This window comes from Pseudoalteromonas aurantia, from assembly GCF_005886875.1.
Taxonomy (GTDB): Bacteria; Pseudomonadota; Gammaproteobacteria; order Enterobacterales; family Alteromonadaceae; genus Pseudoalteromonas; species Pseudoalteromonas aurantia_A.
The window spans coordinates 47,029-70,624 of the sequence record NZ_PNBY01000050.1 but is presented as its reverse complement, the minus strand read 5'-3'; the positions used below and the strand labels follow the sequence as shown (position 1 = coordinate 70,624).

General features: G+C 40.1%; 21 protein-coding genes and 1 pseudogene. 9 read left to right on the top strand and 13 right to left on the bottom strand.

What is annotated here, in order from left to right:
* Positions 1–80: 80 nt before the first annotated feature.
* The 4 genes from gmk to coaBC form a co-directional block, all read right to left on the bottom strand.
* On the bottom strand, positions 81–704 hold the full coding sequence (gmk, locus tag CWC18_RS11230; protein ID WP_138590997.1) for a guanylate kinase: 624 nt from the start codon (positions 702–704) through the stop codon (positions 81–83).
* Positions 705–911: 207 nt separating this feature from the next.
* Positions 912–3,659 (bottom strand): S9 family peptidase, encoded by a 2,748-nt coding sequence (locus CWC18_RS11225; RefSeq protein WP_138675279.1) that lies wholly within the window; start codon positions 3,657–3,659, stop codon positions 912–914.
* 200 nt (positions 3,660–3,859) lie between these two features.
* Positions 3,860–4,450 carry a nucleoid occlusion factor SlmA gene (slmA, locus tag CWC18_RS11220; protein ID WP_138590993.1) on the bottom strand — a complete coding sequence of 197 codons (591 nt, stop codon included), beginning with the start codon at positions 4,448–4,450 and terminating at the stop codon, positions 3,860–3,862.
* A 117-nt stretch (positions 4,451–4,567) separates the two neighbouring features.
* The gene (gene coaBC / locus CWC18_RS11215; protein ID WP_138675278.1) at positions 4,568–5,761 is read right to left on the bottom strand and encodes a bifunctional phosphopantothenoylcysteine decarboxylase/phosphopantothenate--cysteine ligase CoaBC; all 1,194 of its coding nucleotides are present in this window, start codon (positions 5,759–5,761) and stop codon (positions 4,568–4,570) included.
* A gap of 153 nt (positions 5,762–5,914) precedes the next feature.
* On the opposite strand from coaBC, the gene radC reads away from it, so the two are divergent.
* The 3 genes from radC to rpmG all read left to right on the top strand — a co-directional run bounded on the left by radC (position 5,915) and on the right by rpmG (position 7,264).
* Positions 5,915–6,589, top strand: coding sequence for a RadC family protein (gene radC / locus CWC18_RS11210; protein ID WP_138590989.1), 675 nt, complete (start codon positions 5,915–5,917; stop codon positions 6,587–6,589).
* Positions 6,590–6,860: 271 nt separating this feature from the next.
* Positions 6,861–7,097: a 50S ribosomal protein L28 gene (gene rpmB, locus CWC18_RS11205; RefSeq protein ID WP_010364213.1), complete on the top strand. Its 237-nt coding sequence runs from the start codon at positions 6,861–6,863 to the stop codon at positions 7,095–7,097.
* 11 nt (positions 7,098–7,108) lie between these two features.
* Positions 7,109–7,264, top strand: a complete 156-nt coding sequence (gene rpmG / locus CWC18_RS11200; RefSeq protein ID WP_010364212.1) for a 50S ribosomal protein L33 — start codon at positions 7,109–7,111, stop codon at positions 7,262–7,264.
* 205 nt (positions 7,265–7,469) lie between these two features.
* On the opposite strand, the gene CWC18_RS11195 is transcribed toward rpmG, so the two are convergent.
* A complete protein-coding gene (locus CWC18_RS11195) occupies positions 7,470–9,467 on the bottom strand; it encodes a winged helix-turn-helix domain-containing protein (protein ID WP_138675277.1) in 1,998 nt (665 codons plus the stop codon).
* 124 nt (positions 9,468–9,591) lie between these two features.
* On the opposite strand from CWC18_RS11195, the gene CWC18_RS11190 reads away from it, so the two are divergent.
* The gene (locus CWC18_RS11190; RefSeq protein WP_138675276.1) at positions 9,592–11,400 is read left to right on the top strand and encodes an alpha/beta hydrolase; all 1,809 of its coding nucleotides are present in this window, start codon (positions 9,592–9,594) and stop codon (positions 11,398–11,400) included.
* An 80-nt stretch (positions 11,401–11,480) separates the two neighbouring features.
* Here CWC18_RS11190 and CWC18_RS11185 read toward each other — a convergent pair.
* The 4 genes and pseudogenes from CWC18_RS11185 to recQ form a co-directional block, all read right to left on the bottom strand.
* Positions 11,481–11,918: pseudogene (locus tag CWC18_RS11185) on the bottom strand (mechanosensitive ion channel domain-containing protein); the annotation flags it as partial.
* A gap of 60 nt (positions 11,919–11,978) precedes the next feature.
* Positions 11,979–13,685, bottom strand: coding sequence for a hypothetical protein (locus tag CWC18_RS11180; protein ID WP_138675275.1), 1,707 nt, complete (start codon positions 13,683–13,685; stop codon positions 11,979–11,981).
* 74 nt (positions 13,686–13,759) lie between these two features.
* On the bottom strand, positions 13,760–14,056 hold the full coding sequence (locus CWC18_RS11175) for a DUF3630 family protein (protein WP_138675274.1): 297 nt from the start codon (positions 14,054–14,056) through the stop codon (positions 13,760–13,762).
* 18 nt (positions 14,057–14,074) lie between these two features.
* A complete protein-coding gene (recQ, locus tag CWC18_RS11170; protein WP_138675273.1) occupies positions 14,075–15,886 on the bottom strand; it encodes a DNA helicase RecQ in 1,812 nt (603 codons plus the stop codon).
* Between the two features lie 107 nt (positions 15,887–15,993).
* On the opposite strand from recQ, the gene CWC18_RS11165 reads away from it, so the two are divergent.
* Positions 15,994–16,449, top strand: a complete 456-nt coding sequence (locus CWC18_RS11165) for a thioesterase family protein (protein WP_138675272.1) — start codon at positions 15,994–15,996, stop codon at positions 16,447–16,449.
* Between the two features lie 79 nt (positions 16,450–16,528).
* Complete coding sequence (gene rarD / locus CWC18_RS11160; RefSeq protein WP_138675271.1) at positions 16,529–17,407, top strand: EamA family transporter RarD; 879 nt, start codon at positions 16,529–16,531, stop codon at positions 17,405–17,407.
* Between the two features lie 46 nt (positions 17,408–17,453).
* On the opposite strand, the gene CWC18_RS11155 is transcribed toward rarD, so the two are convergent.
* The gene (locus CWC18_RS11155) at positions 17,454–18,689 is read right to left on the bottom strand and encodes a diguanylate cyclase (RefSeq protein WP_138590977.1); all 1,236 of its coding nucleotides are present in this window, start codon (positions 18,687–18,689) and stop codon (positions 17,454–17,456) included.
* Between the two features lie 205 nt (positions 18,690–18,894).
* Positions 18,895–19,077, bottom strand: a complete 183-nt coding sequence (locus CWC18_RS11150; protein ID WP_138590975.1) for a hypothetical protein — start codon at positions 19,075–19,077, stop codon at positions 18,895–18,897.
* Positions 19,078–19,158: 81 nt separating this feature from the next.
* Between CWC18_RS11150 and CWC18_RS11145 the strand changes: the two genes are divergently transcribed.
* Entirely contained in the window at positions 19,159–19,995 is an 837-nt protein-coding gene (locus tag CWC18_RS11145; RefSeq protein WP_138590973.1) for a LysR family transcriptional regulator, read from the top strand.
* Between the two features lie 216 nt (positions 19,996–20,211).
* On the top strand, positions 20,212–21,141 hold the full coding sequence (locus CWC18_RS11140; RefSeq protein ID WP_138590971.1) for a porin: 930 nt from the start codon (positions 20,212–20,214) through the stop codon (positions 21,139–21,141).
* Between the two features lie 61 nt (positions 21,142–21,202).
* On the opposite strand, the gene CWC18_RS11135 is transcribed toward CWC18_RS11140, so the two are convergent.
* Positions 21,203–21,454, bottom strand: coding sequence for a YfhL family 4Fe-4S dicluster ferredoxin (locus CWC18_RS11135; RefSeq protein ID WP_138590969.1), 252 nt, complete (start codon positions 21,452–21,454; stop codon positions 21,203–21,205).
* 12 nt (positions 21,455–21,466) lie between these two features.
* Entirely contained in the window at positions 21,467–22,816 is a 1,350-nt protein-coding gene (gene yegQ, locus CWC18_RS11130) for a tRNA 5-hydroxyuridine modification protein YegQ (RefSeq protein ID WP_138675270.1), read from the bottom strand.
* A 255-nt stretch (positions 22,817–23,071) separates the two neighbouring features.
* On the opposite strand from yegQ, the gene ndk reads away from it, so the two are divergent.
* Positions 23,072–23,503, top strand: coding sequence for a nucleoside-diphosphate kinase (ndk, locus tag CWC18_RS11125; protein WP_010364190.1), 432 nt, complete (start codon positions 23,072–23,074; stop codon positions 23,501–23,503).
* Positions 23,504–23,596: the final 93 nt, after the last annotated feature.

Below are 23,596 nucleotides of genomic sequence, written 5' to 3'. Positions count from 1 at the left end.
CAAAGTTATTCATTTCCAAAAGGCTAGTTTACTGCACACAAGCCATTTCGCCAAGTGGGTGGTTAAAATTTATCTCTATTTTACTTCAAAAGATCGCAAATCAGGGGATGATGACGTATTTTCTGTGCGCTAAGTTCTAACCGAGCTGCTAATACAATACTTTCAAGTTGTTTTAACGTGGCATCAAAGTCGTCATTGACTAGTACATAGTCAAACTCAGCATAGTGTGAGCTTTCAGATTTGGCTTGTGCCATTCTATCTGCAATTACTTCTTGCGAGTCTTGGCCGCGGTTATTTAAACGCTGCTCTAATTCAGCGCGAGATGGCGGTAAAATAAAGATGGTTTTAACGTCAGGTACAAGTTCACGGACTTGCTGCGCACCTTGCCAATCGATATCTAAAAATACATCAATACCTTGAGCTAGTTGGTTCTCAATAGCCGCTTTCGATGTACCGTAATAGTTATCAAAAACTTGTGCCCACTCGAAAAAGTCATTTTTTTCAATCAGGCTTTTAAATTGCTCAACATCGACAAAGTGATAATGCTCAGCATTTTGCTCGCCTGGTCGAGGATTTCTGGTGGTATGAGAAACGGAGACTTTTATATCATCATGAATATTGAGTAATGCATTGATGAGACTTGACTTACCCGCACCTGAAGGTGCTGATAATATAAATAAATTACCGCGTGCTGTTTCAGTCATACTAAACCGCCAAATGAAAGAGTAGGCGTGCTACCTACTGATGAAAATGAATGTAAGCGCGTATTTTAAACCTTCAGGGTCATAGAAGCCAGAATTACAGATGCAGGAAATAAAAAAGTACCTTAGCGTTAGCTAAAGTACTTTTCCGATTACATAAGCTTAAACTATTTGCTTTTCTCGACTTTGGCCGAGCTAAGCCCTCAGTGTTTATTCTTTTGTGTAAGCTTGCCCTTTGGTGATCCACTCTTTTGGTTTTTCGCCTTTTAAATGAAAATCAAAATATTCCATCATGCGAATTGAAAAATCGAGTTGGTTAGGGAATTTTTTAAGATGATGAGGCTCACCTTCGTATTGTAATAAGATCGCATCCTTATCTAATCGTCTTAATGCCAAGTAATATTGAATGCCTTCTTGCCAAGGTACAGCACCGTCTTTATCACCAAACATCATTAAAATAGGCGTATTTACTTTATCGGCAAAAAATACCGGAGAGTTTTCAATATAAAGGTCGAGTGCTTTATGCAAAGGCTTACCGATTCGACTTTGTCCGGTTTCATACTGAAACTGCCGTGCGAGGCCCGATTTCAAACGAATTCCACTGTAAGCTGACGTCATATTAGTTACTGGCGCGCCAGAAACAATGGCTTTGAACATATCAGTTTGTGTGATCATGTAGGCACTTTGGTAGCCAGCCCATGAATGGCCCTGTAAGCCAATTTTATCTGGATGTGCAACGCCAATATCGATGAGTTTTTGTGCCGCATTAATCATTGTTTGTGTTGAAGATGGTCCTGGTTTACCGATTTCAAATCGAATGTCAGGTAAAAATAGCGCGTAGCCATTTGACGTAAACATCGGGAAGTTAGGGCGATGATTTAATTCCATTTTAGGAAAGTCATACATACGCTGGCTCATATAACGGTAGAAGTATATAACCACCGGTAACTTGTCGCCTTTTTTGTATCCAGCAGGCTTAATCAATACGCCTTGTAAGTCTTCTCCATCATGACCTTTATATTTTACTAATTCAGGCTTTTGGCCCCATGCAAATTGGCTTACTTGGGGGTTAAGGTCAGTGATTTTCTGTGGATTTTTAAAATCACTGCTCACCTGCCAAAAATCAGGGAATTGATGATAACTTTGTTTTGTAAATAGCAGTTTATCGCTGTGTTTTGCGCGTTTTACAACATCAAATCGCGCTGCACCTTTGAGTACGGTGCTTAGTGAGTTGTCTTTTAAGGATAAGGTCGCAATATGGGTTTGTTTATTATTTAAATTATGAGCGCTAAGTACGAGAGTTTGCTCTGGTGTAAAACCCGTCGCTGTTTTGTCTAGCTTGCGCACTCGATATTGAGTTGCGGTTTCCCTTCCGTTTGTTAATCGTGTCGCCTGTGCCGTGGCTACATCAAATGCCCAAATGTCATGCTTGCTATAAGCATATAAAGTACTGCCATCGACTTGCCAACCAGCAAAATGGTAGCTGCTTTGCTCCTTGGGGTAGTCATGTTTATCATCAGCAAAAATTGCAGTATCAATCTTGTTAGTGAGTGAAATTTGCTGTTGGGTTGCTAAATCTTTTAACCAGATCTGCTTATCTTCAAAATAGGCTGCATGGTTACCTGTAGGTGATAGGGTCGGTTTAAAACGAGTATGTGTGGTAATGGTTGTCTTATGACCATTTTGTACATTAATTGCATAATAATCTTGGAAAAACCCGTTATACATTACCTCTTTTAAATGTGCTGTATTATCAATGCCAAGTAAGTATTGTGCTTCGGTATGTAACGTTACATTTTTAACTTGAGGTGAAGAAAGCTGTGCAACATGTTGACTGCTCATATGGTAAACAGCGTGATAATGACGATGCTTGTTAGTCTCTTTCCATGTTTTAATTTCTCTTGGCTTAATCTCTGGATCTGCGTTGTGCCATATTTTTAAGCCTTTTTGGGCGCGAATAGTATCGAAGTCGGACAGGGATTTGTTGTCTGAGTATTTTAGGTCAGGGGCTTTATTTTCAAGCAACGGGCGATTTTGAAAATATAAACGTTCACCGTGTTCTGACCAGACGAGTTTAGCGGTTTTTGCGCTAAACCACCCTTTGGTGTTCTCGATATCAGTTAATTGGTTATCATTGGCATGCCATAGGGTAAGTTTATAACTTCTGCGTCTAGTATCATCGTTGACATAGTTACCCATATTAAATGCGACAATTGGGCTTGTGGGGTGCCAGACTGCTTGGCTTAAAGTAACCCCAGGTTCTTCAAAAAGGCTACTTTTTACCTGTGTATCGAGGTCGAAAAAACCTATTTGGTTTTTGCTGCCATCGTCGCTACTTTGCGCAAAAATAACCCCATGATTGTTTGGGCTTAATGAATATTCACCCACTTGTTTAATATGGTGAGTTTGGTTGTTCGCTAAATTAACAATGACGAGCGGATAATGCTTGTCTTTCTTATCTGCGCCAATATGAAATTTTGACCCATTGGCTTTGGTCTTTTTTTCTGGCTCCAGTTGTTCCCTGTAAGTTAGCCAAATGCCATCATTGGAAAGTTGATAGTCTTTAACGTTAGCAAACGTTCGTTGTTTTTTTGTCTTGGTATTAACCAGTACTAAATTACTTGTAAGCTGTTTCTTTTCTTTTTTTGTAGCCATTTCTTGTTCAAGTAAACTGGGAGTTTGCGTAAAGGCAACCCAAGTAGCATTTTTATTTATCATGGGCTTTGTGCCGCGTTCGACCTGTGCGAGCAGTTTTTTGTCAGTAAGGGTATATATATGCCCTATGGGGTCCCCTCTATAAGGTGCAGCTGAAAAAGATAAGATAGATCCGTTTTCTGAAAGTTGTGTATTCTTCGCATAATTGAAGTCAAATACATCCTTGAACTCAAGTGATTGCTGGCTATAGGCGGCGTTACTCAGGAGTAAGCTGACGATCGCCAATGATGGTAATTTGATCATGTTGGGTATTCTTAAAGTTTGAAGCTTATACAGGGTTGTAGCACTTTTATTGAGAGTAAAAAAGAATTGTGCGTTTAGTGTACCGGTTAAACGGATAAATAGCGTGGCAATCGGGCCTTTATAAAAAGGGGAATTTTATTCTGCTCAACATTTTAGTTTAGAGGAGGATATTACTCACTCTTATTAGAGCGAGTAAATCGTTAAGTTAACCAAATTTTTTGCAGTTCTTTCCACTGCATTTCAAATTGTTGACTAGGTAAAGCGGTAAAATCACTGCGTACGAATTGGTTCATTTTTCCTTCGACGTAGGCAAGAAAAAAATTAGCCAGTGCAGCTTCATCAGTCGAAAAAGCTTTTCCTTCACGGAGTTTTCGCTCTCGTAAAACTTGCTTAAATTGTGTTTCTAGTTTTTCGAATAGACCTTGCACGCGCTCTCTGAGTCTCTCTTGCTCACCTTGAAGCGCATCGCCTGTTAAAATTCGCGTGATACCTGGGTTCTTTTGAGCAAAAGTGAGTAATAAAACCAAAATGTTATAGACGCGACTTTGTGTTTCTTTTTCATTATCTAAAATTAGGTTTATACGTGAAAGTAGAGTATTTTCGATGAACTCTATCAAGCCTTCAAACATACGGGCTTTACTTGGAAAATGTCGATATAACGCCGCTTCTGATACGCCGACTTCGGCAGCCAACTTTGCCGTTGTGATACGTTGCCCCGGGCTTGTTTCTAACATCTGTGCAAGAGACTGCAAAATTTGCTCTTTGCGGTTACTACGTTTAGTCGCTGGCATGTACCTTCCTTTATTTATCATTATTATGGTCAGTGCAAACCCCAAGCTGCTTACACCAGTACTCGGGGTCTTATGTTAATGTTTTATTCAGTTTGGTGCTAGCTTTTTCCCGCGCGGTTAATTAAGACGTTTAGATAATGCGTGCATGACTTGCATTGCTAATTGTTGCTTGCTCGTTGTGGGTAAATTCAGGCAATCATCAGACCAAAAAAGGGACAAGGCATTATCATTTGCGTTGAAACCTAATCCTTTTACGGACACATCATTGGCGCAGATCATATCCAAATTCTTGTTTTTGAGTTTGGCTTTTGCGTACTGTTGGATATCTTGTGTTTCAGCTGCAAAGCCGACTGTGTATGGTCTATTTTCTTTAAGCGCGGCAACGTGTGCGATCACGTCTGGATTTTTTACCATCGTGAGGGTTATTTCATCGCCTTGCTTTTTGATTTTGTGTTCTGCAATTGTCGCAGCTCTGTAATCAGCGACGGCTGCACAGCCAATAAATACATCTGATTGGGGTGCTAATTGTAGTGCCGAATTTAACATGTCTCTTGCAGTTTCAATGGGGAATAGCGTTGCCCCTTCTGGTGCAGAGAGTGAAACTGGTCCACTTATCAGGTTAACGGTTGCACCGAGTTCAAGCGCCGCTTTTGCTAATGCAAAACCCATTTTACCCGAACTGTGATTGCTTATGTAGCGAACAGGGTCTAGAGGTTCTCGCGTTGGCCCTGCTGTGATTGTGAACGTTTTCCCAAGCAGAACAGGGGCTTGTACTGGTGCTAAACATCGCTCTACAAGCTCAAGAGGTTCTAGCATTCTGCCTGAACCCACATCACCACATGCTTGTTCGCCTTTACCTGGGCCCCAAATGGCAATATCACGAGCACGTAACGTCGCGATGTTGGCTTGTGTCGCTGGGTGGGCATACATTAGTTGGTTCATAGCGGGGGCGACAGCAACTTTGGCTGGCGTTGCCAATAATAAAGTGGTGAGTAGGTCGTCCGCTATACCTTGTGCCATTTTGGCGAGAATGTTGCAGCTGGCCGGTGCCACTAGAATTAAATCAGCCCATTTTGCAAATTCTATATGGCCCATGGCAGCTTCAGCACTTGGGTCTAATAAAGAGTCTGCAACCATTTCACTGGAAACAGCTTGCATGGTGAGTGGAGTGATAAAGTGTTTAGCGGATTCAGTCATGACAACTTTCACTTTACAACCGCGTTCTGTCAGTCGCCTTACCAGTTCTGCACATTTATAGGCTGCAATGCCACCGCTTATACCTAACACAATATTTTTGACAGGTTGGCTCATATTTAGACACACCATTGATGAAGAATGTTTGTTTGGTGCTAAAGATACCACACCAAAGCCACCCTGTTTAGATAGGGTAAATACAGATTTTAAAAACGCACAATGAGTGACTACACTCTAATAACTACATGGATGCACCACTAAGGATAGAAAATGCAGCTAAATGTGTTACCTAAACAGAGTCGGCCAAGAGAAAAGTTACTTAAACAAGGGCCAAGTATGCTAACAGATGCTGAGTTGCTAGCGATTTTTCTTCGTACGGGTGTGACGGGGATGAATGCGGTAGAGCTGGCGGACTCACTACTGAAACAAAATCACTCTCTTCATAACTTATTCAATGCAAGTCTTACTGAGTTCTCAGCTTATAAGGGATTAGGTGAAGCAAAGTATGTTCAATTACAGGCTGTTTTAGAATTAAGTAAGCGCTATTTAAAAGAGCAATGTCACCGCGATACTATTTTTACATCGCCCGATGCAGTCAATGATTATTTGACAATTCAGTTGAGAGGCTTAGGGCATGAAGTGTTCATGGTGCTATATTTAGATAATCAAAATCGATTGATCACGGATGAAGTATTGTTTACAGGTACTATAAATAGTGCTTCGGTTTATCCCAGAGAAGTTGTTAAAGCTGCACTTAAACACAATGCCGCTGCTGTCATCTTTGCACATAATCACCCCAGTGGGTTAGCTGAACCAAGTCAGGCAGACAAAATAATTACGAAAAAACTACAAAGTGCTTTAGCTTTGGTTGATATAAATGTACTTGATCACCTCATTGTTGCAGCTGAGCAATGCGTCTCTTTTGCACAACGAGGGCTAATTTAGCGTGTTTACCTAGGTAAAGTTGTAAAAAACATCGCTTTGCGCGCATTTTTACAAAATAGTTTAATTTAAATGCAGTTTTTACTTTCCCTAAGGGCATTCGATCATTATAATTGGCCGCTATCAAATTTACACATGAGCTGATTAGATAGGATCAGATCCTTGATCTCTACCTGTATATGCTGTATAAAGAGCGCCCTCTGATTTACCCTGGGGCCACAGTAATGTCCAAGGGAAAATTAAGCTCGAGCGAAGTTATTGGAGATACATAGACATGTCTAAAGTCTGTCAAGTTACAGGTAAGCGTCCAGTGGTTGGTAATCACCGTTCACACGCGCGCAACGCTACTAAGCGTCGCTTCCTACCTAACCTACAAACTCACCGTTTCTGGGTTGAAAGCGAAAAACGTTTCGTTTCATTACGTACTACTACTAAAGGTATGCGTATTATCGATAAAAAAGGCATCGACGCGGTTCTTACTGAAATCCGTGCTCGCGGCGAAAAAGTTTAAGGAGCTGGGATATGCGTGATAAGATCCGTTTAGTTTCTACTGCTGGTACTGGTTATTTCTACACTACCGACAAGAACAAGCGTAACATGCCTGAAAAAATGGAAATCAAAAAGTTCGATCCTAAGGTTCGTAAACACGTGATTTTCAAAGAAGCAAAAATCAAGTAATTTTGCTTTTGAAGGAATATCAAAAACCCAGCTTATGCTGGGTTTTTTGTTTTTTTATAGATGAAAACTCATGCTCCATAGCTACTAAATGACTAAGAGGCGGGTGAACAGGTATAAACTTCGATATGCAGTCACTCTCATTGAGTTAATGGGACTATAAAAGCGAGTGCATACGATAGGAAACTTGTAGGTTGTATATATTCTGCTAGTGGTGAGCTTGAATTGTAAGCTTTTGAATATCGCCTTGCATAGGCTGAATATGCACATAAGTTATCGATTGCTGATCTGCATGCACGGTATACTGATGAACAAAGTTATGAGGGGTTGGCATAACTAAGCGCTCTTCAGTCGTTTTTAAATCGTAGGACCAGATCCCACTTGTCTTGCGGTAGAAATAAATAGAACCATTTATGATCTGCCAATTTAGCCAATTAATATTGCTAAAGTTTTCAATAATACGTACTTCTTTGTTTTTATTTAGCGTCCATAAACCGGAATGCTCTCTTTTAGTAAAATAGAGTTTGTCTTTATATAGATAACCACTATACCCACCATGTTGTGTAAGTTGTTTATGTTGTTTTAATTGACGGTCAAAATACCAAAGCTGCCATTGTCCAGTTTTATTGCTACCGTAAAGTAAATCATGGTTGTTATTCGTGTAATTTACTGCGTATGCCTTATGAGTGGCATCAAAGACTTTATTTAGGGTAAGGCTACTTAATTCATATTCATATACCGCACCTGCTTTTTCAAAAACCACATATTCCTCAGTGTGATTTATATGATAGCGAGTAAAGCCAAACTCAAATGGCAATATGAGTCGTTTCGGTGAGCCATCATCAATCATCCATAGGTCATGTTGTTGTTCTATATCAGAGACAAATAGTGTCTTATTGTTTTTTAATTTTTTAGGCAGTCTGTTTAAAGCGGCATTTGCAAAAACTGTTGTGGCAGCTTTCGTATTTATATTGAAGGTTTGTAATTGTGTACTAGCATGATATTGGCTTAGAAATAGTACATCTTTGCCACCAACCTGACTTGCAGAAATAGAGTGCACTGGATAACTGAGTTGTGTAATTAGGTTTACCTCTGCGCTGTGCTCTTGTATCTCATATAGGGATTTTTGGTTGGCTAGATATAAGGTTTCTGTGGCGACATGCCATGTGATGGCATTTAATGAATGATTAATGTCGTAAGTGGCTACCTTATCCAATGAAATGCTATTGATTATATGGACTTGAGTTTGGTTTACGCCACTATATCGCGCGTATGCAAGTAGGTTTTTTGAAGGGTGAGCTGCAAGTAGAAAATCACCACCCAACTGTGCCTCTTTAAGTGGTAAAGATATTTGCTGAATGCTTTTGGTTGCAAGCATAATACGATATACGAAAAATGGCGCAGCGTTACTTTTTCGCGCTCGAATAAAGATTGCTTCTTCATTGTTTTGCCATGTTAACTTGATATCTTCCATAGATACACAATCAAACGTATCTACTTGCCTATTTTGCTTAATATCATAAAACGTAATTATACAGCCATTATTCTGTTTTTTTACCCCTGCAATTGTTTTTCCTGATGGGCTAATCACTGTGGAATGAAAATATTTTGGATTGAGAGGGAGTATGCTCTCTTGTCTTTTTTCAGTAGAGCGTAATATAAGTTGAGATGGTTGATTGGTAGCGCTTTCAGCTGTTACATAAAGTAACTCGCCTAATCTAGAAGCGCTGATATGGATTTCTATTCCGTTGTGTGCAGTCACTCGTTCTAGATAGGTCACCTCTGTGCCAGTAGATTGATCCAATTGCATAATATGCAATATGAAAACAATTAATAAAGTAGCTGAAAATAGCCCTAGAGCAGTATAGGAAAAAATGGCTTTATGCTTTTTATAACCGACCTTTTCCACTGGGCAAGAGAGTACATAACCAAATTTGGCTTTTGTACTTATGACTTCTATGTTTGGGATCAGAGTTTCAAAGTGCTGACGTAATTTAGAAACAGCTTTGTTGATAGCGCTATCAGAGACCACTCTCCCTTGCCATGCAAGTGTTATGAGCTGCTCTCTAGAAAGTACATCATTATGGTTATTTATAAATACAATGAGCAGCTCATATGACTTGGGATCTAATTCACGCACATGGCTTGAACAAGTAAGTGTGTGCTTTTGGCTGTCAAAAATAACCTTCCCTAGTTTATATTTCATATTATCTTTTTGATTGTTAATGTTTTTTTTATAGTCGTCAAAAGGTAATGATTAAGTCATTGCACTCTCATTACTTAATGTAACAGGCGAGTTAGGGTGTTGGCAAAAACAAAGGAGAGAAAAAATGCCACAAATACTCATCGTACTATGCCTTTTGGCTTTAATTACTGCGTGCGGTAATAGCAAAAAAATCAGCACAGCCTCACCGTCTGAAAGTTCCACTGTTGAGTCTACCTCGACAAAGGTTTTAGAGTTAAATGGTCGACAATATCGTCTTGCTTACCCAAAAGCAGGTTTTGATGAGAATAAAGCATATAAGTTGTTACTTGCTTTTCATGGGTCTGGGCAAACAGCCCAGCAAATGCAAAGTATGTCGCAGTTAGAAAAATATAGTGACGACTACTTAGTTGTATACCCAAGCTCAAAGGAAGTTGAATGGGATGATGGGTGTGGTTGCAATATTGCACATCGTTTAGCTGCGAATGATGTTGAATTCGTTGTTGCCATCATAGAAAAAATGCATGCTGAATATAGTTTAATAGACGGAGAAAACTATGCGGTTGGCTTTTCTCAAGGCGGGTTATTTAGCCAAAATATGCTTTGTAAGCATAGTGATTTATTTAAAGGTGTTGCAAGTGTTGCATCACCAATGTCTGTTCAACTGTCGGCTGAGTGTCGGATAGCTCAACCAACGAACTATTTAATGATCCACGGTAAGTTAGATAAGGTGTTACCTTACGATGGTTTTAAGCATAATAACTTTGGACTTATTTCGGCACCGAATGCGATTGAAACCATTGCTAAAGAAAACTTGATTGAAGTATCGCCTATTATTCTCGAGGAAGCTGATAATGTAACCACATTGACATATCAAGATGAGCAAAGTGTAACAAGTAAATTGATCACGATCGATAATGGTTTTCATACTTGGTTCTTTAGTAAATTTAATACATCCAAAGAAGTACTAAAATTTTTTAATCAGCACAGTCGTTATAATTTTCCAGAGGGATCCGCGCTCTTCAGATTAGAGCAAGGGGATTATCATGTTCGTACACTCGGAGAGCCGAATGAAAGTGCTGATGTTGTGGTGCTGTCAGGTGCAAACAAATACTTTCATAGTGATTCAGCTTGGACTTCCTTAATTCACAATAAGCTTGCCGAACATGGACGTGTTCATGTAATCGATCGTTTAGGTAGCGCATGGAGTAGTGACACAAGTGAACCTTCTTTTTCACTATTTGCAGCGGATTTACCCAAAATTTTAGACATGCTAAAGGTGAAGTCTGTCATCTTTGTCGCATTTTCAAATAGTAATTTAGCCACTTTAATGTATCAAGATTCAGCTCATCCTGATATTGAAACTAAGGGATTCGTTTGGGTTGACCCTGATATTTTGTTACCACACTCTATTGCACTGTATCAAAGTGGCAGTGTAGCAGGCCTTAGAGCTTATCGTTCGCAATATATTGAACATGTGAGTGCTGGCAACTGGACCGAAAAAACTGCAAGCAGAGTCGCTGAGGAAAGAGATGATATTCGGTCTTTAATACCTATGGCATATCAATCTGATATGGATTGGGAATACTATGATTTAGTCACTCAACAGCGTTTAGATGTATCTAAGCAAGTAACGCGTCTCAAAGAAATGATGAATTATCACGATGACCTAGAAATAGCAAAGTACTTGGTTAGCGGGCTAACTGTTCCGGTGAGTATTATTGATGGTGACTTTGAGCGATTTGATATTGCTGCAACAGAAGGCAGTGTGCAAGAAAACTTGATCAAATGGCAAGAGGAGGGGAGTGAGTGGAGTAAAATGATGGCAAGTAGTACTGAAGGAGAGTATATTCCCTTAGAGAATGTGAGCCATCAACTGCTATTTGAACACCCTGAGAAAGTGGTTGATGCTGTACGCGTACTTTTAAATAAGTAATGTAAGCAGTAGCTATATTTTTATGGCCTACTTCTTTTTGGTCCTAAGATACGTTTCATTGGGGCCTCTTTTTTTGTAGGCTATGCTGTTAAAATTATCACAGGCCGAGTAACAAACAAGTTATTGGGGTAAATGACTTTGTGACCATCAAGGTACTTTAATGCAACATGCATCAGCCCCATTTCAGTAATACACCCTTCTATATGGTTTGCTCCATCAATAATGCGCACCCATGCTCCACGGCCATCATTCTGAACGAACATAATTAGGAATGAGGTCAAGTTACTAAGCAATGACCTACCAGCGAATAACGCAACACCTAACATCGCAAATAATGAAGAACCAAGCACGAGTGGCCCTTTAAGCTCGATGCCCCACAATACCAGTAGCAAGTAGGTTAGTAATAATGCCACCATAATGCGTATGAGTAGTTCAGCACGTTGTTGACGGTGACTATCAATTTTTCCTTTTGTGAAGTATGCGAGTCACTGTTTGCATAAGCGTATTGAAAGAGGAAACCGACTATCGACACGATATAACGCGAGTGATGTACTCTATTTTAGTAAAGAAGATGAAACTCAAAAACGATTTTTTACGGTAAACAACCATTGTACTTTATCTATATTGTCTGGGCCATTAATGGGGGCTGCCACATCTAAGTGTAAGACTAACCCTGCATTTGCTCTGCTGGGAGCAAACCTTAGCCCTGCACCGATGTTCTTTAAATAATTAGGGTCACTGTGTACTAATGTATTGCCTCTAATGCGGCCAATATCAAAATATACAGCGCCGCCTACTTTGAATAATTGCAGGAGGTCATATTCCCAATAGTATCTGCGTTCGATATTAACTAAAACGCTTTTACTGCCATGCTGGTAGTTAACAGGAAAGCCTCTGAGGCCTGTTTCACCACCTAAAGTCAGTTGTTGATCCGCTGTGAGATTTTTAGCAAATCTTAACTGTACATTGGCATACCATGAGTCTTGAATACTGGTATTCAAATAATATTGCGCGCCAAGTTGCGTGATGAGGTTTCTAGCTGTGTTGTCTTGGCTATTCCATTGGCCTGAAAAAGAGAGATTAATGCGCCACAAGCTATGATCTGAGGTATAGTGTGCTTTATTAGCCGAGAATTGATAAATAAGGTGGTTATCATCATCACTTAGGCTTTTATCTGAATAGCCCAATAGGGCGTTAATATCCCAACCTAAATTTAAATCTTCAGTACGATATATGGAGTCAAAGTTACGTACTTTTATGAATTTATCTTCTAACCACTGAGTTTGGATATAGGGGTAACTCAAGGTACGATTATTTGCCAATGGCAAAGTTGTTTTTAGCAGTGGATTAAATGTTTGTTGCTCATAGTAATAACCCACTGTGAGTCGCTGTGTCCAGTTATCAGTAAGCTGTTGAGCATGACCAAAATAGACTTTACTGACTTCAGTTTGTTGGGAAAACTCAGAAACTGTGTCGCCATCTTCATAAAGTGATTCGGTGCGTTTGTCGTTAAAATTTAAAAAGCCATAACTATAGGGTGTGTCAGTAGAGAAAAAAGGATAACTTACGCCCACATAGTGACGCTCACCATCATCATTATCAGCGTATTCGAGGCGGCCTCGATAACGTGTAGACATAATATTAGGATCATCATAAACAAAGAGATAACCAGAGCGGTCTTGATCTTTTGTATGAGTGAGTGAAAGGCGCTTACCCCAACCGAATAAATTACTTTCACGAAAGCCAATTCGTGATGAATTTTCTCCTCCGCTGCGGCTAAAGCTTAAATCTGGTAGCAGTGTCCATAAATCTCGGGTCACCACAGTTACTGTGATATTGCCTTCGCAGTTTTCATCTGCATAGACTCGTGCATCATACAAATAGCTTTGTTTTCGCAGTAGACGTTCTGACTCTACAATTTTTTTGATTGAGTATTTATCTCCTTCTGAGAATAACAACAATGTCATTATGACCGTCGGTTCAGTGGTAATATGGGCTTGATTGGCAAAGCGAAATACTGGGTTATCTTCTGCAGGAATACTGGTATCAAACACATTTAACTGTGCTAGTTTTATGTGCGATATTGTTTTGTTGTGTCCCTCTTTAGGTAAATCTGTATTGGCGTCAAGCTGCCGAGTGAGGGTGATATCATTATCGGTAACGTGTGTTTGACTTACACACGCTTCTGTATGGAGGTGGTCAAGCACTGAGGGGGCACTATAACTTAAGAAAGAGCAAAAACAGCATAATATGAGCGTTATTTGTGTTTTTATACTCACTTTCATAGCACTCCAAAATGATCAGCAATAAATAGTACTAACGAGACACGTACGACAGTTGATTATTTAAGTTTATCTGATTATTGGAAACTTGTTAGTAAATATTTAGATAAATTAATGAGTTGCTCTTGTGATCCCGTGCCTTCAGGCGCTATCCATATACTGTCTGTATAGTGTTCAAAGTTAATGTTAAATGTCCCATTTTCATAGCTGAAGCGGGTTTGGTGGCGATCTGCACCTTCAAGCTCTTCTACGATAGTAATATCAGGTTGGTGTAAAAATAGCTTAGCCCAGAATAAAAATTCGTCTGCTTCAGGGATCTCAGTAGGCGTAATTAATAAGACATGATGGATTGGATCTAGTGTTATGTTGGTCATAAGTAGCTCTGGGTATATTTAACTTGTGGCTAGGTAGTTGCGGATCAGTTGCATAAAAGGCGCACCGTATTTACTGAGTTTGGTAAAGCCAACTCCAGATACAGAAAGAAATTCGCCATCGGTTGTGGGTGTTAATTGGGCCATTTCTGCAAGGGTTTTATCGTTAAAGACTACATAAGGAGGTACATCATCTTCATCAGCGAGCTGCTTACGCAGGCTACGCAATTTGGCGAAGAGTTTCTTATCATAATTAAATTGGGCTAATTTATCCTGATATATGTGCTTAGCTTGTAAACGCGGCTCTGCTAATTGCAGTGCATATTCATCTTTTAAAACTGAACGGGCTGCTTCGGTGAGCTTTAAACTTGCACCTTGCGTGATGTCTTGCGTTAAAAGACCATGATGGATCAACTGTCGTAAGACACTTAACCAAAATTCATTACTTTTGTCTTTGCCAAGTCCATAGGTGCTTAATTCATGATGTTGATTATCTCGAATACGACTGGTGTTTGCCCCTCTCAACACATCAACAATATAGCCTAAGCCAAACCGTTGTTCGGCGCGGTAGACGCAAGAAAGTGCCTGCTGTGCGACTAAAGTGCCATCAAACCTTTTTGGCGGGTTGAGACAAATGTCACAGTTGCCACAAGGCTCTCGTTGATATTCACTAAAATAGTTGAGTAATATCTGACGTCGGCAAGTCTGTGCTTCAGCAAAACTGGCCATAGCATTAAAGCGCTGTTCTTCAACACGTCGGCGTTGCTCGTCTTCGATGTCTTCAAAAAAGCGTTTCACTCTGCCTATGTCTGCAGGGTCGAAATACATGATGGCTTCAGCGGCTAAACCATCACGGCCTGCTCTGCCGGTTTCTTGATAGTAAGCTTCAATACTTTTTGGAATATCATAATGCAATACAAAGCGCACATTGGGTTTGTTGATCCCCATACCAAACGCTACGGTGGCGACAACAATATGAATATCATCACGCGCAAAGGCACTTTGCACAAATTGCCTTTGTTCATTACTCATACCAGCATGATAAGCTGCGGCATTAAAGCCTGCATCAGCGAGCTTTTCTGATATTTCATCAACGCGTTTACGGCTGGTGCAATAAATAATACCGCTTTGATTCTGTTGTTCTTTTAAATACCGCATTAATTGCGATAGAGGTTTAAACTTTTCTTCGATGGTGTAACGAATATTCGGTCTATCAAAACTACCAGTATGGATATACGGGTTCTGTAAACTCAGCTGGTTGACTATATCATAGCGAGTTGCAGTATCTGCTGTCGCAGTTAATGCCATCATGGGGATCGCTGGAAAGTGCTGTTTTAATTCGCTCAAGCGGCAATAATGTGGTCTAAAGTCATGTCCCCAGTGCGATACGCAGTGCGCTTCGTCTATCGCGAATAAACGGACCGGTAAATGATGCAGGCGTTCAATAAATTCGTACTGCAGTATTTTTTCTGGGGCAACATAGAGTAGCTTTACATCGCCATCATGGACTCGTTGATATATAGCATACTGTTGTTCTCGAGGTACGCTGTTATTTATAAACTCAGCATTGACCCCTAATGCTTGTAATTGCGCTACTTGATCTTGCATAAGTGAAATGAGCGGAGATACCACCACAGTGATCCCATCAAGTACCAATGCAGGGACTTGATAACACAGTGATTTACCACCTCCTGTAGGCAGTAGTACTAAGCTGTCTTGACGCGCTAAAGCAGCATCGATCACCGCTTTTTGACCATCTCGAAATTCACTGTAACCAAAAATATTTTTTAGTACAGAGTCCGCGTTATGTTGAGTATGTGCAAGAGTATCCATCGAGGGGCATTTTAGAGGTTTTTTAGCGCCTTGTCTGTAACTTTCCTGACTTGAAAAAAGTAGCGAACCAGCGTAGCTTTATCTGGTCAGATGAGTTTGAGGTGAGTATGGATAAATCACAAGTAATGAGTACCGTAACCAACATATTTGTTAAACAAATGCCATTTAATCAATTTCTCAGTATCACGGTTCGCCATTTAGATGCTGAGCGCGCCGAAATTGAAATGCCATGGCAAGATAATTTTATTGGTAACCCATCACAGAAAATTTTGCATGGTGGTGTTATTTCGGCTGTGCTCGATAATGTTGGGGGCATGTTAGCAGCTGCATCTATCGTTGATAAATTGGCTGAAAGTGAGCTACAAGGGGTCCCAAAAAAACTGGCAACCTTGGGCACCATTGATATCAGAACAGACTTTTTAAGGCCTGGCCGAGGTGAGTACTTTATCGCGAGTGCGAGCTTGATCCGTTCAGGCAATAAAGTGTGCGTATGTAGAATGGAATTACATAATGACCAAGGCACTCAAATTGCTTTTGGAACTGGTACTTATTTAGTTGGCTAGTGAATTTACCGTTTGTCAGTGCATTATTTCATAATTAGCACGTATAATACTGGCCTCTTTGCATCCGGTATCATTGAATATGCCAAATAGTAATAACAGCCAAGGCTATCTTTATGCAGTACTTGCCTTCGTAATGTGGGGACTTGCCCCTATTTATTTTAAACAGCTCGACCAGATAAATGCACTCGAAATTTTAACGCATCGTATTGTGTGGTCAGTGCTATTTCTAGCTTTGATCATAGCGGTCACTAAACAGTGGCATAAAATCGCACCTGTCATTAAACAGCCGAAGTTAATTTTGTTGCTGTGCTTAAGCTCCAGCTTGTTAGGCTTTAATTGGGGACTGTTTATTTGGGCAGTTAACAATGGGTATATGCTTGATGCAAGTTTGGGTTATTATATTAATCCTCTATTGAATGTGCTTTTGGGTGTGTTGTTCTTATCTGAACGTTTACGTTTATGGCAAAAAGTGGCAGTAGGTATGGCATTTGTTGGTGTTACTTTGCAGGTGCTTAGTTTTGGTTCATTCCCTGTGATTGCGTTTTCATTGGCAACCTCGTTTGCAATTTACGGATTGCTACGTAAAAAAATGCCTGTGGAGTCGATCCCTGGCTTATTACTTGAAGCGGCTATTTTGTTACCCGCAGCACTGATTTATTGGTGGGTGAGTGACCCTTCAGCCACAACCAACATGGCGAATAATACGGATTTAATCAACGTATTATTGATCAGTGCGGGTATTGTGACGACGTTACCTTTGTTGTGTTTTATTGCGGCAGCGAAACGGTTACCTTATTCAACTTTAGGCTTATTTCAATATATAGGTCCTAGTATCATGTTTGTTTTGGCCGTTGTGCTTTATGGCGAAACATTTACAACTGAGCGAATTTTAACGTTTGCGTGTATTTGGACTGCACTTGCTTTGTTTAGCTGGGACAGTTATCGCGTTTCAAAGTAATGGTTATGTAATTACTTATAATAAAACAGGGCCAGACAGGTGGCCCTTAATGTATAATTCTGTTTCTGCCTTGCTCTTTTGCATCATACAGTTTTACATCTGCGGCCTTGAGTAACGCATCAATTTTTTGTTCTACCATAGAAACAAAGCCGATGGAGATGGTGAAGTGAATTTTATGTGGGGTTAAAGACACACTATTTGAGTCTAAATATTGCCTAAAGAGTTCTAATTGATTTAGATTGTCTTCAATAGAACCTTGTTGAAAAAAAATTGCAAATTCTTCGCCGCCTAATCTAGCTTCCAAATCATGCTCAAAAAACTTATTAAATGTTAATGCAAGGGCGCTGAGTACGTCATCTCCTGCATCGTGTCCATATTGGTCATTGATACTTTTGAAGTGATCAATATCAATCATCGCGAGCGTACTATTTTGCTTTTGTATTGCTCGTAATTTTAGCGCTTTTGTTGTTTGCTCGAAGAAATACCGGCGGTTTGGTAATTTCGTTAAGTAGTCAGTATTTGCTTGTAATCTAATGGTGGCGATATTGTCGAGCATATCAACGTTTTGGCTTAATCGACAATAAAACTCCTCGGCGTTAAAAGGTTTTCTTAGGTAGTCATTGGCACCATTTTTCAAAAATCGGGCAGATAAATGCGAGGTATGGGACCCTGAAATTCCAATAATTGCTTTATCATCGTTGCTGTACAGCCGACGAATTTCTCCACATAACTCAACACCGCTCATTATGGGCATTTCATTATCTGTAATTATCACCGAGATATCAGGGTGTTTTTGTAATACATCTAAACCTTCTTGGCCATCTCCAGCTTCGAGCACTTGATACTTATGCCGTTCTAGCAAGCCACTTACGTAGCGCCTAGTTTGACGAGAATCGTCTACCACTAAAACTTGGACGCTTTCATTACGTGGCAAACGTTGTAGCTGCCTTTTTAGATACTGGTAAGCCTGCTTATTCTCTTTGGTGATGTAGTCAATGATAGGGTATTTTTCGACTATTTCCCGGGTTTGACTGTCTAAATTACCAGTCATAACAATCGTTGGTATTTCAGCTTCAATAGCACAAGGGATTGCCTCTCCATTTGGGGCGTCAGGCAAGATAAAATCAACCACAGCGCAAAAATAGTGATTTTGACTAATGAGTGCTGTTGCTTCCGCGAGTGAGCTCGCAATATCCGCAGCATACCCAGAAGACACGGCGATGTGCTTCTGAACTTTGGCAATTGTGGGTGTATCTTCAATGATAAGTATTCGTCGAGTCACTTAAGTAAGCCTAGTATATTCGCTAATACGCACATCCTAGTTGTAAACCTATCTGGTGAAAAAAGCAACGCTTAAATATCAGGGATAAGTTTATAACTAATTGTTTTTCGTTATATTGTAATAATACTAGTCTAAATATATACGATGGCAAGTAGGTAATGAGATGTCGTGGTAAGTTATGCTCCATTTTTATCGTTTATGTGTCTTACTCACGTATGGCTGAGTATTTAAGTAGATTCTTTGTGTAATTAGTGTGTTGAATTACAGAATATCTTTTGGCCCATGCCGCGATTATGTGGGTGTAAGTCGCTTGTTTCGCTTTAGGTAATTTGAGTACATACGCCGTGATCTCTGCACTTGGTAAATTCGCTAAATGATTGTTCGTCATCTATCCCTTACATACAGTATGTGTACTGTGGTTTTTTACTGTGTGTCTAAATGCGCCTTTGACACCTATTTAGGGGGTAATGTGGATATTGAGCTACTAAAAACTTTTTTAGAAGTGGTCAAAACACGGCATTTTGGCCGTGCCGCAAATAATTTGTATATCACGCAATCAGCGGTCAGTTGCAGAGTGCGGCAGCTAGAGCAAAATCTAGGCGTGAGTTTGTTTTCTAGACAGCGAAATAATATTCAGTTAACGGTATCGGGTGAGTGCTTACTGCCTCATGCAAAAACAATATTAGCTGATATGCAGCGTGCAAAAGCAGATGTTGCGCTCACGTGTGATCAGCCTATGCAATTCACATTAGCGGCGACCGCCAATGTGTGGGAAGTTTTTTTACAAAATAAAATGCATCAAATCGTCAGGTCGCTTCCTGATACCGCTTTATTAGCTGAGGAGAAGGGGCGGCAAGAAAGCATAAAGCGACTATTTGATCACTCGTTAGATTTGGCGTTTATGTTTGATCCACCTGACGTCGATGAGCTGGTTGTTAAGCAAGTTCAGACATTATCCATTATTGCTGTGAGTACGGTTGCCAGTCAAAATATGGCAACCTTCTTTAATGAGCAGTATGTCTTTGTGGACTGGGGAAAAGCATTTTCCCAGTGGCATGCCAAGCAATTTAAGGAGGTAGGAATACCGCGTATCAGCACCAGTACTGAAAAGGTTGCACTTGATTTAATATTAGCGTTAGGCGGAAGTATGTTTATGGATAAATCGCACGTCGCTCACAAGTTAGCCTCCGGCATATTACATCATGTGACGCAGGGACCTCAGTGCCCAGTCGCTATTTATGCTGTTTACCATAAAAATACAGAACAAGTTGAAAATATCTCTAATACGTTATGTGATTTCACTTAAATGTATTTTTTATGAATAAATCATGTTGTTTTTTTATTCTTTATTTTTATTTAAGCTTTTGTTTTTTATTTTATTTTTTATTTCAGTTTCATTTTGGTTTCATTTTTAAGGCAAAATATTGACTGCAATAATGTCAGTGTAATATTTCTGTCATTATGAGCTGGCACACTGCGCCTGTCTAAAAAATTACGTGTTACGATATTGAGGAATATAAACATGAAACCAGTTAAATCAACGCTTTTATTATCAGTATTAAGTGCCCTATCTTTCAGCGCTCAAGCTGATGTGACAGTGTATGGTAAAGCAAACGTTTCTGTGCAATCGAGTGATGAAGGTGAAGGGTCTGTTACTGAATTAAAGAGTAATGCTTCACGTTTTGGGTTCAAAGGTGGTGAAAAGCTCGATAATAATTTGGAAGTTTTCTACCGTTTTGAGTTTCAAGTTGATATTACAGACGCTGATTCTAAAGGTGACAAAGACAATATCACAGCACGTAATCAATATGTGGGTGTTAAAGGTAATTTTGGTGAAGTCCTCATTGGTCGAAAGGACACGGTATTTAAAGTGTCTCAAGGCCGAGTAGACTTATTTAACGATGTTGAAGGTGATATCAAAAACCACCTTAAAGGTGAGAATCGTTTAGGTAACTCAATTACTTATAACTCTCACAGCTTCAATGGCTTTAAGGTCCATGGCACTTTCATAGCCGAGGATGACGCGGATGGCAAAAATGGTTACTCGGCGGCAGTATCTTATGGCGACAGCAAACTGAAGAAAAGTAATATTTATGGCGCAATATCTGCTGACAGCGATGTAAAAGGCTATGATGCAGTCCGTTTAACCGTGCAGGGTAAAGTGGCTGATGTAAAGCTAGGTGCAATATACCAAACCCAAGAACGTGTTGATGGCTCAGATAAAGCAGATGGTTACGTATTAAGCGCTTCTTATAAAATGGGCGCCAATACGCTTAAAGCACAATATCAAGTTATGGATTTTGATCAAGGAGATAAAATTGATGGTGTCTCTGTGGGAATTGACCATAAATTAAATAAAGTAACGAAGATATATGGTTTTTACACTTCATTCGACGGTGATAACCAAGTTGAGCGTAACTATTTAGCTGCAGGTTTTGAATATAAGTTCTAATATACTGAGCGCTTCGTATAATCGATATTATATATGGGTTATACGAAGCGTCTTTACCTCATTAGCCCTGCTGAGTGAGTATTAGATACCTTTCAGCTAATGTCTCTAAGCTTTCTCGTTTATTGGGATCGGGTTTAATACAATCAATGGGACACACGCTTACGCAAGTAGGTGAATCATAATGGCCGACACACTCGGTGCATTTGTCTGGGTCTATCTTATATATTGTTTGACCAAAATAAATGGCTTGATTCGGACATTCCGGATCACACATGTCACAGTTAATGCATTTATTATTGATTAACAAAGCCATACTAAATCCTATTTAAATGGGGTTACGCGTATCTTGGTTTTCACCTAAATTACGCATCAAAATCGCATGCTCTAAGTTAATGTCTTCCGGTAATGGGATCTGCACAATATGACCAGACCCTTTTGCATCTGTAATACGCTGCCCTTTTTTGTTTTCTATATGCGTCAAATTAAAGGCAATATTGCCTTTTGGTGTCATCAGTTCAAGGCTGTGGCCTGTACAAAATTTATTTTTAACGTCGATTTCAACTAACCCGTTGGCGTGTCTACCCAGTACTTCCCCCACAAATTGCTGTTTATCACTGATTGAATGCCCGTATTCATAATTTTGATAATCTTGATGTGCATGTCGTTTTAAAAAGCCCTCGGTGTAGCCTCGATGTGCCAGATTTTCGAGTGTACGCATTAATGTAGGATCAAAAGGTTTACCTGCCGCTGCATCGTCTATTGCTTTTCTATACACCTGTGCCGTGCGCGCAACATAGTAAAAAGATTTGGTTCTGCCTTCAATCTTAAGGCTATGCACCCCCATTTTGCTCAGTTTTTCGACATACTGTACCGCGCGTAAGTCTTTGGAATTCATAATATAGGTACCGTGTTCGTCTTCAAAAGCAGGCATGTATTCGCCTGGCCGCCCGGGTTCTTCTAGCATAAATGTAGCGTTGGTAGGGGCACCAGAGCCAAGTGTCGGGAGTACCTCTCTGGGGTCAATTTGATGTACAAGATCGCCCGTTTCGTTTTCTTTGGCAGGCTTTGCATCATATTCCCAGCGGCACGCATTGGTGCAAGTTCCTTGATTTGGATCGCGTTTATTGATGTATCCTGATAGTAAACAGCGGCCTGAGTAAGCCATACACAAAGCGCCATGTATAAATACTTCTAGTTCAGTATCTGGGCAGTGAGTGCGAATTTCGTCAATTTCATCAAGCGACAACTCTCGAGATAAAATGACCCGTTCTATCCCTTGTTGTGCCCAAAACTTCACACTCGCAAAATTGACGGCATTGGCCTGTACAGATAAATGGATCGGCATATCAGGCCACTTTTCTCGCACCAGCATGATCAATCCAGGATCTGACATGATCAATGCATCAGGCTGCATTGCAATGACAGGTTCAATGTCTCTTAGGTAGGTTTTTACTTTACTATTGTGTGGTGCAATATTGGATACGACATACAGCTTTTTATTTTGTTGATGTGCTTCATGGATCCCCAATGCTAAATTGTCTAAATCAAACTCATTATTGCGTACCCTTAAACTGTAGCGGGGTTGTCCGGCATAAACTGCATCGGCACCGTACGCAAAAGCGTAACGCATATTCTTTATACTACCGGCAGGTGAAAGGAGTTCTGGTATAAGCATAGTAAATAAACCTCATCATTGAACTGGGTTCAAGCCAGCTGTGGGGTCAATAATTGACGTAAAAGTTAAAAGCGGCGCAGTATAATGGGCGTTTGCTTGTTCTTAGTTGACGCAGATCATCATTTCATTGACTGTTGATTTACTTTGCTTCTCTTTTCCCTATCAAGATAGCGGGCGAATCTAGTAGGTTTTTTCTGGCAAAAGGCGTATAATTCGCGGCCGTTAATATTCATAAACTATTTTGGAGCAAAAAAGATGGCTTTAGAGCGTACTTTTTCAATCATCAAGCCTGATGCGGTAGCTAAAAACCACATCGGTGCAATCTATAACCGTTTCGAATCAGCTGGTCTTAAGATCGTTGCTTCTAAAATGGTTCACCTTTCTCAAGAGAAAGCTGAAGGTTTCTATGCAGAGCACAAAGAACGTCCTTTCTTTGGCGCACTTGTTTCTTTCATGACGTCTGGCCCAGTAATGGTTCAGGTTCTTGAAGGTGAGAACGCAGTACTTAAAAACCGTGAAATCATGGGTGCTACTAACCCTGCTGAAGCACTAGCCGGTACTTTACGTGCTGATTATGCAGACAGCATCGATGAAAATGCGGTACACGGTTCAGATGCTCCAGAGTCTGCTGCACGTGAAATCGCTTACTTCTTCGCTGAAGAAGAGCTTTGCCCACGTACTCGTTAATATCGAGCGAAAGCAAAGGAAAGAAGGGCTTTCGGGCCCTTTTTTTGTCTTTATTGAAAGTCTGTTTTGCAAAATGTTTAGTCAGTCTTAGGT

What these genes read in the sequence shown, in the direction of transcription:
- recQ (WP_138675273.1), bottom strand. Translation starts at nt 15,886, where the DNA reads ATGGATACTCTTGCACATACTCAACATAACGCGGACTCTGTACTAAAA.
- CWC18_RS11190 (WP_138675276.1), top strand. Translation starts at nt 9,592, where the DNA reads ATGCCACAAATACTCATCGTACTATGCCTTTTGGCTTTAATTACTGCG.
- CWC18_RS11225 (WP_138675279.1), bottom strand. Translation starts at nt 3,659, where the DNA reads ATGATCAAATTACCATCATTGGCGATCGTCAGCTTACTCCTGAGTAAC.
- CWC18_RS11135 (WP_138590969.1), bottom strand. Translation starts at nt 21,454, where the DNA reads ATGGCTTTGTTAATCAATAATAAATGCATTAACTGTGACATGTGTGAT.
- CWC18_RS11140 (WP_138590971.1), top strand. Translation starts at nt 20,212, where the DNA reads ATGAAACCAGTTAAATCAACGCTTTTATTATCAGTATTAAGTGCCCTA.
- CWC18_RS11195 (WP_138675277.1), bottom strand. Translation starts at nt 9,467, where the DNA reads ATGAAATATAAACTAGGGAAGGTTATTTTTGACAGCCAAAAGCACACA.
- gmk (WP_138590997.1), bottom strand. Translation starts at nt 704, where the DNA reads ATGACTGAAACAGCACGCGGTAATTTATTTATATTATCAGCACCTTCA.
- CWC18_RS11165 (WP_138675272.1), top strand. Translation starts at nt 15,994, where the DNA reads ATGGATAAATCACAAGTAATGAGTACCGTAACCAACATATTTGTTAAA.
- ndk (WP_010364190.1), top strand. Translation starts at nt 23,072, where the DNA reads ATGGCTTTAGAGCGTACTTTTTCAATCATCAAGCCTGATGCGGTAGCT.
- rarD (WP_138675271.1), top strand. Translation starts at nt 16,529, where the DNA reads ATGCCAAATAGTAATAACAGCCAAGGCTATCTTTATGCAGTACTTGCC.
- rpmG (WP_010364212.1), top strand. Translation starts at nt 7,109, where the DNA reads ATGCGTGATAAGATCCGTTTAGTTTCTACTGCTGGTACTGGTTATTTC.
- radC (WP_138590989.1), top strand. Translation starts at nt 5,915, where the DNA reads ATGCAGCTAAATGTGTTACCTAAACAGAGTCGGCCAAGAGAAAAGTTA.
- CWC18_RS11175 (WP_138675274.1), bottom strand. Translation starts at nt 14,056, where the DNA reads ATGACCAACATAACACTAGATCCAATCCATCATGTCTTATTAATTACG.
- yegQ (WP_138675270.1), bottom strand. Translation starts at nt 22,816, where the DNA reads ATGCTTATACCAGAACTCCTTTCACCTGCCGGTAGTATAAAGAATATG.
- CWC18_RS11150 (WP_138590975.1), bottom strand. Translation starts at nt 19,077, where the DNA reads ATGACGAACAATCATTTAGCGAATTTACCAAGTGCAGAGATCACGGCG.
- CWC18_RS11180 (WP_138675275.1), bottom strand. Translation starts at nt 13,685, where the DNA reads ATGAAAGTGAGTATAAAAACACAAATAACGCTCATATTATGCTGTTTT.
- coaBC (WP_138675278.1), bottom strand. Translation starts at nt 5,761, where the DNA reads ATGAGCCAACCTGTCAAAAATATTGTGTTAGGTATAAGCGGTGGCATT.
- rpmB (WP_010364213.1), top strand. Translation starts at nt 6,861, where the DNA reads ATGTCTAAAGTCTGTCAAGTTACAGGTAAGCGTCCAGTGGTTGGTAAT.
- slmA (WP_138590993.1), bottom strand. Translation starts at nt 4,450, where the DNA reads ATGCCAGCGACTAAACGTAGTAACCGCAAAGAGCAAATTTTGCAGTCT.